Genomic DNA, 13,381 nt, shown 5'->3' on the forward strand with positions numbered 1-13,381 from the left:
CCTTGGCGTCCTCGATCGGCATTTCTTCCAGGTTGGTGCACAGCTGCACGCGCAACTCCCAGGTGCCGCCGCGCCGCGCGAAATGCTCGGCCACGGCCTCGCGCAGGCCGTTGGGCTTGCCGTCGATGTCGACCGGCTTCTTCGTCAGCACGGTGAGTTCGGGCGCGATCGGCGCCACCGCCACCTTGGCCATGTACTCGCCCCACAGCATCGGCACCTGGCTGTAATACGTTTCGCCGAGCGGGTGGGTCTCGGGGTGGCCGCCCAAGCTCATGAGCGTGGGGCTCTTTCCGCCCACGCTCTCGACCATCTTTTCCACGCCCTGCAGCGCGGAGGACAAGACCTTCTTCAAGCCCGGCGCCTTGTCGGTGGTGGCGGCCAGCAGCTTCAGGCTCTTGAGGAAGCTCTTCGCATCGCTCTTGAGGAAGGCCGGCGCATTGACGAGCACGAAGTCCTGCGTGTTGTGGTCCTCGGAGCCGTGCAGGCGCTCGCCTTGCACACCCACCACCTTGACGGCCATACCGCGCGGCGTGGAAACGTTGTCGTCGAGGATGTCGCCCGGAATGGTCGACAGGCGCATCACCACCGGATAGCGCTTCGGTATCGCTGCCAGCCCCTGCGCCAAGTGCGGCGGCAGGCCGACGAGCACCTCGAGTTCGCCCTGCAGGAGCGCATGGCTCTTGGCATGCACGCTGCGCAGCGCATGGCCGCCGTCCTCGAAGGTCTTTTCCTGGATCTTGCGCATGGTCTCGACCAGCCCGCGGGTCGTCTCGGCCTCGTCGGGTTCGGGCCTTTCGAAGACCGGTTCATAACGCACCGGAACAGCGGGGGGACGGCTGGACATCGCGTAGCTCCTTCGAAGCGATTCGCCGCATGGGCAATCGCCGCGCCCGCTGCGTTGCCGTGACGGCCGGGCCACGGGCCCGTTCCTTGCCCACAGGCAGTGTCGATCGATGGCGGCATTGCAAGCCGACGGACCGCCGAACGTCCGAAGTCCGGCATGAAAGCTCTCCCCGAGCCAGCCTTCACAGATGCAAGCGGATGTGTTCGGTCTCACGCCCGAGCGCCGACCCCTGAAGTACCTAGGAAAGATTGCCGCATGGCTGACCACCGAGACGATCCGTCGCCGCCGCGCGACCCCCAGCCTCAACCCGAGATCGAAACCTACCGCGGCCCGTCGGGCGGGTGGGGCTCGGTGTCTTCGGTGACCGACATCCTCTTGCGCGAACAGGTCACGGTCGAGGGCGGCCGTGTGCTGCTGCACCAGAACAAGCCCGACGGCTTCGCCTGCGTGAGTTGCGCCTGGGCCAAGCCGGCGCACCCCAAGCCCTTCGAGTTTTGCGAGAACGGTGCCAAGGCCACCGCCTGGGAACTGACGAGGAAGCGCGTCGACCCCGGTTTTTTCTCGCGGCACAGTCTGGCCGAACTGGAAACCTGGCCGGATCACGAGTTGGAAGCGGCGGGACGCCTGACTCACCCGATGCGCTGGGACGCCACGACCGACCGCTATGTCGAGGTGACGTGGCAATCGGCTTTCGAGGAGATCGGCCGCGAGCTGCGCAAGCTGGCGCCGGAGTCGGTGGTGTTCTACACGTCCGGGCGCGCCTCGCTGGAGGCCTCCTACATGTGGCAGTTGTTCGCGCGCCTTTACGGCAGCAACCACCTGCCCGACTCGTCGAACATGTGCCACGAAAGCAGTTCGGTGGCATTGCCCAAGAGCATCGGCTCGTCGGTCGGCACGATCTTCCTCGACGACTTCGAGCACACCGACTGCATCTTCTACCTCGGCCAGAACGTCGGCACCTCGAGCCCGCGCATGCTGCATCAACTGCAGAGCGTTGCCGAGCGCGGTGTGCCGATCGCCGTGTTCAACCCGCTCAAGGAGCGCGGGCTGGAGCGTTTCACCAACCCGCAATCGCCCACCGAGATGTTGAGCGGCAGCGAAACGCGCATCGCCTCGCACTACTACCAGCTGAAGAACGGCGGCGACATCGCCGCGCTCTTCGGTGTGGCCAAGGCGCTGATCGAGGCCGATGACGCGGCACAGGCGCAAGGCAGCGCACGCGTGCTCGACGCCGAATTCATTGACCAGCACACGCAGGGCTTCGAGGTCTTCGCCGAAGCGGCGCGCGGGCACGACTGGGCCGCGCTCGAACGCCACAGCGGTCTCTCGCGCACCGAGATGGAAGAAGCCGCGCGCCTGTATGCCAAGGCCGAGCGCGTGATGGCCGTCTACGGCATGGGCCTCACGCAGCACCGCGGCGGCGTGGACAACGTGGCGATGGTGTGCAACCTGATGCTGCTGCGCGGCAACATCGGCAAGCCCGGCGCGGGCATCTGCCCGGTGCGCGGCCACTCCAACGTGCAGGGCCAGCGCACGGTGGGCATCACCGAGAAGCCCGAGCTGGTGCCGCTCGACAAGCTGGCCGAACAGTATGGCTTCCAGCCGCCGCGCTGGAAGGGCCACGGCACCACCGAAGCCTGCGAGGGCGTGCTGAGCGGCAACGTGAAGGGCTTCCTCGGGCTGGGCGGCAACTTCATCCGCGCCGTGCCCGAGACCGCGGCGATGGAAGCGGCCTGGCAACGCCTGCCGCTCACCGTGCAGGTCGCCACCAAGCTCAACCGCAACCACGTGATCCACGGCGAGGTCGCGTACCTGCTGCCTTGCCTGGGGCGCATCGAAATCGACGAGCAGCCCGGCGGGCCGCAGGCCGTTTCGGTGGAAGACAGCCTCGCGCACATCCACGGCTCGCGCGGGCAGGCGGCGCCGGCCAGCCCGCATCTGCGCTCGGAGCCGCGCATCGTGGCCGAGATGGCCAAGGCCACGCTCGAGCCCAATGCACGGGTCGACTGGAACGGCTGGGCCGGCGACTACGCCAAGGTGCGCTTGGCGATCGGTGAGACCTACCCGAAGATCTTCCGCGACGGCATGCCCGAGCCCTACGAGCGCGCGATGTGGCGGCCCGGCGGCTTCGCCCGGCCCATTCCGGCACGCCTGCGCGAATGGGAAACGGAGAGCGGCAAGGCGCAGTTCATCGTGCCTTCAGGCCTGTTCGCCGGCATCGAGCCGAGCGAGGCTGACCGCGCCGAGGTGCTGCAGCTCATGACCCTGCGCTCGAACGACCAGTTCAACACCAGCATCTACGGTCTGCACGACCGCTTCCGCGGCGTGAAAGGCACGCGCCGCGTGGTGTTCATGAACCGCGGCGACATCGCCCGACTGGGCCTGGTCGACGGCGAGACGGTCAGCCTGGCGACTGCTGTGGACGACGGTGTCGAGCGCGAAGTGCACGGCATGCGCGTGACCGCGTACGACATTCCGCCCGGCTGCTGCGGGGCCTACTACCCCGAGTGCAACCCGCTCATCCCCTTGTGGCACCGCGCCGAGGATTCCAAGGTGCCGGGCTTCAAGGCCACGCCGGTGAGAGTGCGGCGCCAGAGCGCTGCGGAAGTGCCGGCATGAGGCTGCGTGCCGCTCCCGAGGCGACGATCGCAGTGCGCAGCGCGAAGGCGCGTCGATGAGCGCCGTATTGCCCGGATTGCAAGACGGCAGGTCGTCGGCGCTGGTCAGCTTGCCGCGGCTGCGCTCGCAGGGCGGCGGCGCGCTGGTGGCCGATGAGCGCACGGTGCCCGAGGAAACCGCCATCGCCTTCGTGTACGACGGCGCACCGCACGCTGTGATGATGGCCACGCCGGCCGATCTGGAAGACTTTGCGCTGGGCTTCAGTTTGTCGGAGGCGGTGATCGACGTGCCGGCGCAGATCGCCGCGCTGGAGATCCGCCCCACGCCGCTCGGCATCGAGCTGCGCATGCAGCTCGCCGCCCGCAGCGACAAGGCCTGCACCAAGCGCCACCGCCTCACCGGCCCCAGCGGTTGCGGCCTGTGCGGCGTGCAGACGCTGGACGAGGCGTCCAAGCCGGTGCGCTGGCTGCGCGACGAGGGCGCAGGCTGGCGCTGTTCGCCGGACGACATCGCGCAGGCGATGCAGTCCCTCGGCGATGCGCAGGCGCTCAACCGCGAGGCGCGCGCCCTGCATGCCGCTGGCTTCTGGTGCCCGGGCGCCGGGCTGGTGGCGCTGCGTGAAGACGTGGGCCGCCACAACGCGCTGGACAAGCTGGCCGGCGCCCTCGCGCAGCGGCGCACCGCCGGCGCCAGCGGCATGGTGCTGCTGACCAGCCGCATCTCGGTGGAACTGGTGCAAAAGACCGCCCGCCTGGGCGCGCCGATGATCGCGGCGGTTTCGGCGCCGACCGCGCTGGCGGTGCGCACGGCCGAGGCTTGCGGTATCACGCTGGTGGCGCTGGCGCGCGGCCGCGATTTCGAGGTCTACAGCCACGCGGACCGGATCGATGCCGACCCGGCGGGAATGGACCGGGAACGGCGTTTGCCCATGACAGGTTCAACCGAACCCCGAAGCGGTTCGGCCCCCCTTCAATATTGCTCAGGAGCATCGCAATGAAATTCAAAGCCACCGCCCTCGCCGCCACCATTTGCCTGGTCTTCGCACCCGCCCTCCATGCAGGAGAAGCCGGCATGAAGCACGGTTCAGACAAGAGCACAACGACGGCCGGCACCTCGACCGGCGCAGCGGGCACCACGCCCAACCGCAGCGGTTCGGGCACGCCCAGCGGCGACGACACGACCACCTCGCCGGCCTTGCGCGATGCCGCGACGACCAACCCCTTGAAGGACAAGTCCTCGACCGGAAACATGAAGGGCAATTCTTCCGGCGGCAGCATGAGCGGCTCGGGCACCGCGCCCAACCGCAGCGGCTCGAGCACGCCCAGCGGCGACGACACGACCACCTCGCCGGCCTTGCGCGATGCCGCGACGACCAACCCCTTGAAAGACAAGTCCTCGACCGGAAACATGAAGGGCAATTCTTCCGGCGGCAGCATGAGCGGCTCGGGCACCGTGCCCGACCGCAGCGGTTCGGGCACGCCCAGCGGCGACGACACCACCACCTCGCCGGCCTTGCGCGATGCGGCGACGACCAACCCCTTGAAGGACAAGTGAAGGGCAAGTCTTCAGGCGGTGGCACGAGCGGCCGGGCACCGCGCCCAACCGCAGCGGCTCGGGCGCGCCGAGTGGTGACGACACGACCTACCTCGCCGAACAGCGTTAAAGCTCTGTAGGGCCTCTGGACGGCGAAGCGCCCTGCGCCTCGCCGTCTTCTTTGGCGGGTACAGCATCTGCTCGCCGCGGGGGGCTCAACCGGAGGAGCCTCCGCATGAAAGCCATCGTCTACAACGGTCCACACGACGTGCAAGTCAAGGAGGTGCCCGATCCGAAGATCGGAGTACGCCACCGACGTCATCGTCAAGATCAGCAGCAGCAACATCTGCGGCTCCGACTTGCACATGTACGAGGGCCGCACCAGCCTCGAGCCGGGCCGCATCATCGGCCACGAGAACCTGGGCGAGGTGATGGAAGTAGGCAATGCCGTGCTGCGCGTGAAGGTCGACGACAAGGTCTGCATTCCCTTCAATTGCAGTTGCGGTTACTGCAAGAACTGCGAGCGCGGCTACACGAGCGCCTGCCTGTCCATGAACCCCGGCAAGGCCCCTTCGCGCAACGGCGCGGTGCGAGCCGGGTGACGGTGATCGACCGCCACCCCGACCGGCTGGCCCTTGCCGAGCGCATCGGCGCCATCGCGATCGACGACCGCAACGGCGACCATGTCGATCAGGTGCTCGATTTCACCGAAGGCGCAGGCGCCGACCGCGGCTGCGAGTACATGGGCTACCAGTGCCACGACTCGGCCGGCCGCGAGGTGCCCAACACCACGATGAACGACTTGGTGAAGTCGGTACGCGCCACCGGCGGCCTTGGCGTCGTGGGCGCGTTCGTGCCCGAGGACCCGGGCGGCGATGACGAGCTGGCGAAGAAGGGCGAGATCGCCTTCGACTTCGGCGCGTTCTGGAACAAGGGCCTCGCCATGGGCACCGGCCAGGCCAACGTGAAGGCCTACAACCGGCAGCTGTGTCGGCTCATCCAGCTCGACCGCGCGCAGCCCTCCTTCATCGTCTCGCACGAATGCTCGCTCGAGGAAGCCCCCGAAGCCTACGAACACTTCGACAAGCGCGACGTCGGCTGGACCAAGGTCGTGCTCAAGCCCGGCATGTCGGCCGGCAGCAAGTCGACTGGCAAGGCCGGAGCCGTCGCCAACACCGGCGCCAAGGGCAGCAAGGCCACGAAGTCCCACGCGCACGCGCACGGCACAAAGTGAAGGGCCGGGCATGCACCATCTCTCAACGGGCGTCGGCAAACCACTGCTGCTGATCCATGGCCTGGGCGGCAGCTGGCGCTCATGGACGCCGGTGCTGGCACCGCTTGCTGCGCGGCGCCAGGTGATCGCGATCGATCTTCCGGGCTTCGGCGAAACGCCACCACTGCCGGGCGAGGTGTCGATCGCTACCCTTGCCGATGCGACCTGCGATTTCCTCGCTGCCCGGCGTCTGATCGGCGTGGACGCGGTCGGCAGCTCGATGGGGGCCCGCCTCGTGCTCGAACTCGCGCGCCGCGGTGCGATCGGTGCTGCCGTTTCGCTCGACCCCGGCGGCTTCTGGCAGGGGTGGGAGCGGAGCTTCTTCCACCGCTCGATCGGCCTGTCGATCAAGCTGGTGCGGCTGCTGCAGCCGGTGATGCCGTGGATCACCGGCAATGCGTTCGGCCGCACGCTGCTGCTTTCGCAGCTCTCCGCGCGGCCGTGGGCGCTGCCAGCCAACCTGGCGATCACGGAGATGCGCGGTTACGCGCAGTCGCCCTCGTTCGATCCGCTGCTGCGCTCGCTGGTCTTCGGCCCCGAGCAACGCGGCGCCGCGGCAGGTGCTGCGCCCGGGCCGATCACCATCGGCTGGGGCCGACAGGACCGCGTGTGCCTGCCCCGCCAGGCCGAACGCGCGCTGCAACGCTTTCCCGGCGCGCGGCTGCACTGGTTCGAGCGCTGCGGCCATTTCCCTCACTGGGATCAGCCAGAGCAGGCGGTGCGGATGATCCTGGAGGCGACCGGCGAGACGGTGCGCGAGCCTGCCGCTGCGGCCTCCCGTTCCAGCACCACAACCCAGGCAGCGATGCCGCATGAAGGAGTCAGCGCATGGGTGATGAATTGAAGAAAGGCGATCCGGTCGAGTGGAAAACTCCGCAAGGCAAGACCACCGGCACGGTGACCAAGAAGGTGACCGGTACGGCCAAGGCCGGCGGCCACACCGCCAAAGCCTCGTCCGCAGAGCCGCAGTACGAAGTGAAGAGCGACAAGAGCGGCAAGACCGCAATCCACAAGCCCGATGCGTTGAAGAAGGGGATCTGAAGAGAACCACACCGGATCGCAGTTACGCCGCGAGTGCAACTCCGGCGGATGGGCGCCCCGGACGCGGCCCACCCATCCGCCTCGCAACGAGGCGCCGCCTCAGTGCATCGGCTGCGGCGATCTGCGCCGCTCGACGAAGTTGGGATGACCCGGGCCGTAGCCGGCGCCGTGGCTGCTTTCGGTTGTCGGCGAGCGCGCCACCCGCGGGTACAGCGTGAGCGCGTAGATGCCCGCAGCACCGACCAGCACGTAGATGATGCGCGTGAGCAGCGAGCCTTCACCGAACAGTGCGGTCACCAGGTTGAGATCGAACAGCCCGATCAGTCCCCAGTTCAGGGCACCGACGATCACCAGTGCGAGCGCGATCGAGCCGATCACCGATTGCGACTTGTGAGCCGTATCGTGGGTTGCGTTATTGGCCATGACAGTCCTTTTCAACAGTGAGAACAACGGAGTTTTCGAACGGGCAGATGCCATGCCCACGAACATCCGCCGCCTCACCGTCGCTGTCACTCAGGGGCCGTGGCGTCGCCCGCGCCGCGGCGACGATCAATCGCCGAGCCGGCCGCGATCCAGCAACAGCCGCCGGTCGCAGCGCGCCGCCAGCGACTCGTCGTGCGTCACCACCACATACGCAGTGCCGACCGCCGCAGCCAGCTCGCGCATCAGTGCGAACACGCCATCCGCGGTGCTGCGGTCGAGGTTGCCGGTGGGCTCGTCGGCCAGCACGCAGGCCGGCCGCGTGACCAGTGCGCGCGCCACCGCGACCCGCTGGCGCTCGCCGCCGGAAAGCTCCGACGGCCGGTGAGCGGCGCGCCCCGCCAAGCCCACCGAAGCCAGCATGCCCCGCGCCTGCGCCTGAGCCTGATCACGCGTCATGCGGCGGATCAGCAGCGGCATGGCCACGTTGTCCAGCGCGCTGAACTCGGGCAGCAGATGGTGAAACTGATAGATGAAACCGAGGTGCGCGTTGCGCCAGGCGCCCTGGGCCGCGGCGTTCATGCCGGCGCCCTGGCCGCTGAGCGCACGGCCCATCAACTCCACGCTGCCGGCGCTGGGTTCGTCGAGCCCGCCCAGCAGGTGCAGCAAGGTGCTCTTGCCCGAGCCCGAAGCGCCCACCACCGCCAGGGTTTCGCCGCGCGCCACGGCGATGTCGACGCCCTGCAGCACCGCCACGTCGAGGCCGCCCTCCCGAAACCGCTTGTGCAGTCCGCGGCCCCGCAACACCGCGTCCCCCGCCGCCTCACTCATAGCGCAAGGCCTGCGCAGGCTGCACGCGGCTCGCGCGCCAGCTCGGGTAGAGCGTGGCCACGAAGGCCAGCACCAGCGAGATCAATGCAATGGGCGCGATGTCGGCCATCTGCGGATCGCTCGGCATGCGGTTGATCAGGTAGATGCTGCCCGGCAGAAAGCTCGCCTGGAACAGCCGCTCGAGCGCCGGCACGATGACGTCGATGTTGAGCGCTACCAGCAGGCCCAGTGCCAGCCCGCCCAGCGTGCCCATCACGCCTGCCAACGCGCCCTGCACCATGAAGATGCCCATGATCGAGCGCGGGCTCGCACCCAGGGTGCGCAGGATGGCGATGTCGGCCTGCTTGTCGGTCACCGTCATCACCAGCGTGCTCACCAGGTTGAAGGCGGCCACCGCGACGATCAGCGTGAGGATGATGAACATCATGCGTTTTTCGAGCTGCACCGCATCGAACCAGTTGCGGTTGGTGCGGGTCCAGTCGCGCACCGCCACGTCGGGGCCCAGGCTCATCGCCAGTTCGCCGGCGACCGCGCGCGCGTCCTGCTGGTCGTCCAGGCGCAGCTGCACGCCGGTGGGGCCTTCCACGCGAAAGAGCTTGGCCGCGTCATCGACGTGCATCAGCGCCAAGCCGCTGTCGTACTCGTAGTGGCCGGACTCGAACACGCCCGCCACCGTCATCTGCTTCAGGCGCGGCACCACCCCGGCCGGCGTGACCTGCCCGTTGGGCGTGACGATCGTGACCGCATCGCCCACCCGCACGCCGAGGCTGCGCGCCAGCTCGCCGCCGAGCACGATGCCCCAGGCGCCGGGGCGCAGTTCGGCCAGCACGGTTTCGGCCAGCTCGGCGGCCAGCGGCGTGACCTTGGGCTCCTCGGCGGGATCGATGCCGCGCACCACCACGCCGCGCATGTCCTCCCCGCGCGCCACCAGGGCCTGCGCGGCAATGAAGGGCGCAGCGCCTCGCACTTCGGGGTGCTGCATCGCCTGTGCGGCAAGCGCGCGCCAGTCGGCCAGCGCCGCACCGCCCGCGCCGAACACTTCGACATGCGCGACCACGCTGAGCATGCGGTCGCGCACCTCCTTCTGGAAGCCGTTCATCACGCTCAGCACGATGATGAGCGCGGCCACGCCGAGCGCGATGCCGAGCATCGAGACGCCGGAGATGAAGGAGATGAAGGCGTTGCGCCGGCCGCTGCGGCCGGCGCGCGTGTAGCGCCAGCCGATGAGGAGTTCGTAGGGCCACTGCATGTGCGCGGGATGCTACCCGAGGGCACCCTGCGCTCGCCGCGCGATGGGCAAGGCGGCGAACGGCTGCGCCGGCACCCTCGAAGACGCGTCGCTGGCTGTTGTCTCCCAAATTCAAAGTAGGTGCCGGCCTGCCATTCCCGCGCCGGCGTCTTCTTCCTCGACCGCAGTCGATGCAAGAAGCTCAGCCGCCGAGCGTAAGGAACCGCAAGCGCCTCGACGCCAGTTTTCTCAATGCGTCGCGGCTACCACTTGCGGTGGTAGTTCGCAGTCATGAACTGCGTCCACTCGCCGCTGTCGCCGAGCACGTGGGAGGTGAGCAGGCGGTGGTCGGGGCTCTTGATCTCGATCACGTCGCGATAGGTCGCCAGCGTGCCATCGCCCGAGAAGCTCGGGCCCTGCGACTCGAGCGTCAGCACCTTGCCGGCCGCGTCGAGCGATCCGTTCGTGTAGATCCACAGGTGGCTCATCATCGAGCCGACCCACGTGCCCGTGTAGCGAGCGGCCTGCGGGTCGTAGCCCAGCGTCAGGAGCATGGTGCCCGTCTCGCCGCCGGGCATTTCGGCACGGCCCTCGCAGAGCAGCCAGTAGCCGCCGAGCGCGCGCACGCTCTCGGTGCCCTTGAACTTCTGCGGCGCCGCGCCGGGCTCGCAGACGGCTTCGGATTCGGAAGTCCATTCGCCGACGAGTTGATCCAGCCAGCGATGCTGCTCGTGCGGTTCGGTGTTCATCATCGTCATCTCCTGGATTCGTTGCTTGGCGTGGCTCAAGGGGCCACGACGATCATCCACGACACGCCGAAGCGGTCGGCGACCATGCCGAAGCTCGGCGAGAAGAAGGTCGGCCCGAGCGGCATCTGGATCTGCCCGCCGTCGCCAAGGGCGGTAAACAGCCGGTCGGCCTCAGCCGCATCGGTCGCCGACAGCGACAGCGAAATACCCTGGAAACTCGGCTCGCCCGAGCACATGCCGTCGGAGGCCATCACTTCGCTGTCGCCGATCCGAAAGGAGGCATGCATCACCTTGTCGGCGCCCGCGCTGCCGGCCGGACACATGGCCGGCTCTGGGCTGTCCTTGTAGCGCATGAAGTCACCCGGCTCGGCGCCGAGCGCGCGACGGTAGAACTCGATCGCTTCTTCGCAGCGGCCTTCGAAGAACAGATAGGGTTGGATGCGCATTTCAGTTTCCTTTCAGGGGAGGTGTGGTCGAAAACACGGGGAATCGTTCGACGAGCGGCGCGAGTTCAAGGCGTCGCGGCGACCCCCCACGAGACTGCGAAGCGGTCGTTCGCCCTGCCGGAACGGTTGAATGGGCGTGTGTGGACAGCGTACACTTTGTTTGTGTATGGTGTCCACAATACCCGATCAGAAATCATGGACACTGTCCACATCCTGTTTCAGGGTTCACACAGAGCAGTCATGAAGAGCACGGCATCCGGCGCTCCACCGCAACGCAGCACCTACCGCCACGGCGACCTGCGGCGTGCGCTGATCGAGGCGGGGATCGAGCTGGCGCGCGCCGACGGGCCCGACGCGGTGGTGCTGCGCGAGGCCACTCGCCGCGCCGGCGTGGTGCCCAATGCGGCCTACCGGCATTTCGCGAGCCGCAACGATCTGTTGCAGGCCGTGCGAGCGGCCGGCCTGGCAGCACTGGCCGTTGCCATGGAAGAGGAGCTGGCGCGGCTGGGTCGCGGCCGGCGCGGCAAGGAATTCGCCCGTGCGAGCCTGCGCGCGGTGGGCGCAGGCTACCTGCGCTTCGCGCAGGCGGAGCCAGGCTTGTTCCGCACCGCGTTCTCGGTATCCGAAGAGGTCATCGGCACGCCCGATCCTGCCAAGGCCGGCGAGAGCGGGCTGAACCCGTTTGAACTGCTGGGTGCTGCGCTCGACCGGATGGTGCAAGCCGGCGTGCTGCCCGCCGAGCGCCGGCCGGGCGCGGAATTCCTAGCCTGGTCCGCAGTGCACGGGCTGTCTCTGTTGGTGATCGACGGTCCGCTGCACGCCCTGAACCCGGCGCAGGTGCAGCCGCTCGGGCAGCGGCTGCTGGAAATGGTCGAAAAGGGCTTGTAGGCGGGGCCTGTCAAGGCCGAGGGCAGCTCGCGTCGCGTTAACCGGCTCGCTCAGCGTCAACCGCCTCTAGCGCACCCGCACCGCTGCCTGTACCGACGGCGGCTCCAGCAGCAGATCGAGCCCGTACAGCCGGGCCAGCCCCGCCAGCTTGGGTGGCAGCGCGTGCAACTCGAAGCGTTTGCCCCACGTCTGCGCGAGGCGCCGGCACTCGAGCAACACGGCGAGCGCCGAGGAGTCGAACTGCTGCAGCTGCGAGCCGTCGATCACGAGCAAGGGCTCGGTCTCGCGTTCGAGCGCAAGCGTCAGAAGGCGCAGCGTGTCGCGCGCCTCGCGCATGCCGAGGGTCTCGGGCAGCAGCAGCATGGCGGTGGCCGCCTCAGCTCTTGGACGCGGCCGACTTGTTGCGCTCGGCCATCTTGGCGATCAGGCCGTCGATGCCCCCGGCGGAGATTTCCTGCGCGAAGCTGTTGCGGTAGTTCTCGACCAGCCAGATACCGAGAACATTGACGTCGTAGATCTTCCAACTCTGCGCCTGCTTCTCGAGCCGGTAATCGAGTTGGATCGGCTGGCCACTGCCCTTGACTTCCGTGCGCACGATGACCTCGGTGTCCTCGGGCCGGCTGCGCATCGGTCGCACCTCGACGACCTGGTCCTTCACTTCCCTCAGCGCACCGGAGTAGGTGCGCACCAGCAGCGTCTTGAACTCGGCCATCAGCTTTTGCTGCTGCTCCGGCGTGGCTTGCCGCCAATAGCGCCCCACCGCCGCCGCAGTCATGCGCTCGAAGTTCACATGCGGCATCACCTTGGCGTCAACGAGCGCCATGATCTTGTTCAAGTCACCACCCTTCAGGCTTTTGTCGGCCTTCACCGTGTCGATGACTTCGCCTGAAACCTGCTTGACCAGCGCGTCGGGCGTCTGGGTTTGAGCCCGGGCCGGTGCATGCACCAGCACGAACGCGCTGACGCCCAGGGCGACGATGCGGGCGAGAAATTGACGTTTCAACATGGAATCCTTTCGGTTCGGGAAGGGCTCCCGATGATTGGTTTCGAGCCCGATTGCAGCGCGAGGTTCAGCAGCCTTTCGCGGCATCTCAATTCAACGCGCGATGAACGCGGCTCAATGCGCCCCGGCGCACTCAATACCGCTTCAGCGCACCGGTGCTTCGCTGGCGGCCCCGGAGGGGAGCGGGGCGGCGCCCGGTGCCGGCAACGGGAGATCGGGGCGCTCGTCGTAGTCGTCCTCCGGTGGATCGCCGTCGTAGACCAGACTGCGGCGGCGCTGCAGGAACGCATCGCGCACGAAGGTGTACTTGTCGAGCGCGATGTCGTCGAGCAGATTGGTCGCCCGGAGCAGGCCGGCGCGCGTGTTGATGACGCGCACCACTGTCAGCGTCGCGCTGGCCGCCAGGCGGCTGGCGAGCTGGTCGGGAGAGGCCTTGATGTCGATGGGCAGGCCGATCGAGTCGCGCACCGTCGAGGGGCCGAGGATCGGCCACACGATGTAGGCAC

17 protein-coding genes are annotated in these 13,381 nt (G+C 68.0%); 8 read left to right on the forward strand and 9 right to left on the reverse strand.

From position 1 onward, the window contains the following. Positions 1–844 (reverse strand): catalase family protein (locus tag H0W38_RS06045; protein ID WP_292452112.1); only part of this gene is annotated, 844 nt, incomplete at its 3' end. A 255-nt stretch (positions 845–1,099) separates the two neighbouring features. On the opposite strand from H0W38_RS06045, the gene H0W38_RS06050 reads away from it, so the two are divergent. From H0W38_RS06050 to H0W38_RS06075, 7 genes are all read left to right on the forward strand, one after another. Beyond that, a complete protein-coding gene (locus H0W38_RS06050) occupies positions 1,100–3,463 on the forward strand; it encodes an FdhF/YdeP family oxidoreductase (protein WP_292452115.1) in 2,364 nt (787 codons plus the stop codon). Positions 3,464–3,518: 55 nt separating this feature from the next. Beyond that, a complete protein-coding gene (fdhD, locus tag H0W38_RS06055; RefSeq protein ID WP_292452117.1) occupies positions 3,519–4,460 on the forward strand; it encodes a formate dehydrogenase accessory sulfurtransferase FdhD in 942 nt (313 codons plus the stop codon). Then, a complete protein-coding gene (locus tag H0W38_RS06060) occupies positions 4,457–5,017 on the forward strand; it encodes a hypothetical protein (protein WP_292452119.1) in 561 nt (186 codons plus the stop codon). Before fdhD ends, H0W38_RS06060 begins: the two co-directional genes overlap by 4 nt. A 344-nt stretch (positions 5,018–5,361) precedes the next feature. Next, positions 5,362–5,598 (forward strand): alcohol dehydrogenase catalytic domain-containing protein, encoded by a 237-nt coding sequence (locus H0W38_RS22025; protein WP_367161628.1) that lies wholly within the window; start codon positions 5,362–5,364, stop codon positions 5,596–5,598. Between the two features lie 2 nt (positions 5,599–5,600). Then, positions 5,601–6,230 (forward strand): hypothetical protein, encoded by a 630-nt coding sequence (locus H0W38_RS22030; RefSeq protein WP_367161630.1) that lies wholly within the window; start codon positions 5,601–5,603, stop codon positions 6,228–6,230. 10 nt (positions 6,231–6,240) lie between these two features. Continuing rightward, entirely contained in the window at positions 6,241–7,113 is an 873-nt protein-coding gene (locus H0W38_RS06070; protein ID WP_292452121.1) for an alpha/beta fold hydrolase, read from the forward strand. After that, a complete protein-coding gene (locus tag H0W38_RS06075; protein WP_292452123.1) occupies positions 7,098–7,310 on the forward strand; it encodes a DUF2945 domain-containing protein in 213 nt (70 codons plus the stop codon). Before H0W38_RS06070 ends, H0W38_RS06075 begins: the two co-directional genes overlap by 16 nt. Before the next feature lie 99 nt (positions 7,311–7,409). Here H0W38_RS06075 and H0W38_RS06080 read toward each other — a convergent pair whose 3' ends face one another. The 5 genes from H0W38_RS06080 to H0W38_RS06100 all read right to left on the reverse strand — a co-directional run bounded on the left by H0W38_RS06080 (position 7,410) and on the right by H0W38_RS06100 (position 10,984). Then, on the reverse strand, positions 7,410–7,733 hold the full coding sequence (locus H0W38_RS06080; RefSeq protein WP_292452125.1) for a DUF378 domain-containing protein: 324 nt from the start codon (positions 7,731–7,733) through the stop codon (positions 7,410–7,412). Positions 7,734–7,859: 126 nt separating this feature from the next. Next, entirely contained in the window at positions 7,860–8,561 is a 702-nt protein-coding gene (locus tag H0W38_RS06085) for an ABC transporter ATP-binding protein (protein ID WP_292452127.1), read from the reverse strand. Further along, positions 8,554–9,810, reverse strand: coding sequence for a lipoprotein-releasing ABC transporter permease subunit (locus H0W38_RS06090; RefSeq protein ID WP_292452128.1), 1,257 nt, complete (start codon positions 9,808–9,810; stop codon positions 8,554–8,556). Before H0W38_RS06090 ends, H0W38_RS06085 begins: the two co-directional genes overlap by 8 nt. A gap of 242 nt (positions 9,811–10,052) precedes the next feature. Beyond that, positions 10,053–10,541 (reverse strand): DUF1579 domain-containing protein, encoded by a 489-nt coding sequence (locus H0W38_RS06095; protein ID WP_292452130.1) that lies wholly within the window; start codon positions 10,539–10,541, stop codon positions 10,053–10,055. Positions 10,542–10,573: 32 nt separating this feature from the next. Continuing rightward, positions 10,574–10,984 carry a VOC family protein gene (locus tag H0W38_RS06100; RefSeq protein ID WP_292452132.1) on the reverse strand — a complete coding sequence of 137 codons (411 nt, stop codon included), beginning with the start codon at positions 10,982–10,984 and terminating at the stop codon, positions 10,574–10,576. Positions 10,985–11,224: 240 nt separating this feature from the next. On the opposite strand from H0W38_RS06100, the gene H0W38_RS06105 reads away from it, so the two are divergent. Next, positions 11,225–11,872, forward strand: coding sequence for a TetR/AcrR family transcriptional regulator (locus H0W38_RS06105; protein WP_292452140.1), 648 nt, complete (start codon positions 11,225–11,227; stop codon positions 11,870–11,872). A gap of 66 nt (positions 11,873–11,938) precedes the next feature. Here the strand turns inward: H0W38_RS06105 and H0W38_RS06110 are convergent, their stop codons facing one another. From H0W38_RS06110 to H0W38_RS06120, 3 genes are all read right to left on the reverse strand, one after another. After that, positions 11,939–12,235 (reverse strand): STAS domain-containing protein, encoded by a 297-nt coding sequence (locus tag H0W38_RS06110; protein ID WP_292452134.1) that lies wholly within the window; start codon positions 12,233–12,235, stop codon positions 11,939–11,941. A 13-nt stretch (positions 12,236–12,248) separates the two neighbouring features. Then, complete coding sequence (locus tag H0W38_RS06115; RefSeq protein ID WP_292452136.1) at positions 12,249–12,878, reverse strand: phospholipid-binding protein MlaC; 630 nt, start codon at positions 12,876–12,878, stop codon at positions 12,249–12,251. A gap of 141 nt (positions 12,879–13,019) precedes the next feature. Continuing rightward, a partial coding sequence (locus H0W38_RS06120; RefSeq protein WP_292452138.1) for an MlaA family lipoprotein occupies positions 13,020–13,381 on the reverse strand: 362 nt, incomplete at its 5' end.

The sequence above is a fragment of the Methylibium sp. genome, assembly GCF_013817365.1.
Taxonomy (GTDB): Bacteria; Pseudomonadota; Gammaproteobacteria; order Burkholderiales; family Burkholderiaceae_C; genus Methylibium.

What these genes read in the sequence shown, in the direction of transcription:
- H0W38_RS06105 (WP_292452140.1), top strand. Translation starts at nt 11,225, where the DNA reads ATGAAGAGCACGGCATCCGGCGCTCCACCGCAACGCAGCACCTACCGC.
- H0W38_RS06080 (WP_292452125.1), bottom strand. Translation starts at nt 7,733, where the DNA reads ATGGCCAATAACGCAACCCACGATACGGCTCACAAGTCGCAATCGGTG.
- H0W38_RS06095 (WP_292452130.1), bottom strand. Translation starts at nt 10,541, where the DNA reads ATGATGAACACCGAACCGCACGAGCAGCATCGCTGGCTGGATCAACTC.
- H0W38_RS06075 (WP_292452123.1), top strand. Translation starts at nt 7,098, where the DNA reads ATGGGTGATGAATTGAAGAAAGGCGATCCGGTCGAGTGGAAAACTCCG.
- H0W38_RS06060 (WP_292452119.1), top strand. Translation starts at nt 4,457, where the DNA reads ATGAAATTCAAAGCCACCGCCCTCGCCGCCACCATTTGCCTGGTCTTC.
- H0W38_RS06070 (WP_292452121.1), top strand. Translation starts at nt 6,241, where the DNA reads ATGCACCATCTCTCAACGGGCGTCGGCAAACCACTGCTGCTGATCCAT.
- H0W38_RS06085 (WP_292452127.1), bottom strand. Translation starts at nt 8,561, where the DNA reads ATGAGTGAGGCGGCGGGGGACGCGGTGTTGCGGGGCCGCGGACTGCAC.
- H0W38_RS06115 (WP_292452136.1), bottom strand. Translation starts at nt 12,878, where the DNA reads ATGTTGAAACGTCAATTTCTCGCCCGCATCGTCGCCCTGGGCGTCAGC.
- H0W38_RS06100 (WP_292452132.1), bottom strand. Translation starts at nt 10,984, where the DNA reads ATGCGCATCCAACCCTATCTGTTCTTCGAAGGCCGCTGCGAAGAAGCG.
- H0W38_RS22025 (WP_367161628.1), top strand. Translation starts at nt 5,362, where the DNA reads ATGTACGAGGGCCGCACCAGCCTCGAGCCGGGCCGCATCATCGGCCAC.
- fdhD (WP_292452117.1), top strand. Translation starts at nt 3,519, where the DNA reads ATGAGCGCCGTATTGCCCGGATTGCAAGACGGCAGGTCGTCGGCGCTG.
- H0W38_RS06050 (WP_292452115.1), top strand. Translation starts at nt 1,100, where the DNA reads ATGGCTGACCACCGAGACGATCCGTCGCCGCCGCGCGACCCCCAGCCT.
- H0W38_RS06090 (WP_292452128.1), bottom strand. Translation starts at nt 9,810, where the DNA reads ATGCAGTGGCCCTACGAACTCCTCATCGGCTGGCGCTACACGCGCGCC.
- H0W38_RS06110 (WP_292452134.1), bottom strand. Translation starts at nt 12,235, where the DNA reads ATGCTGCTGCTGCCCGAGACCCTCGGCATGCGCGAGGCGCGCGACACG.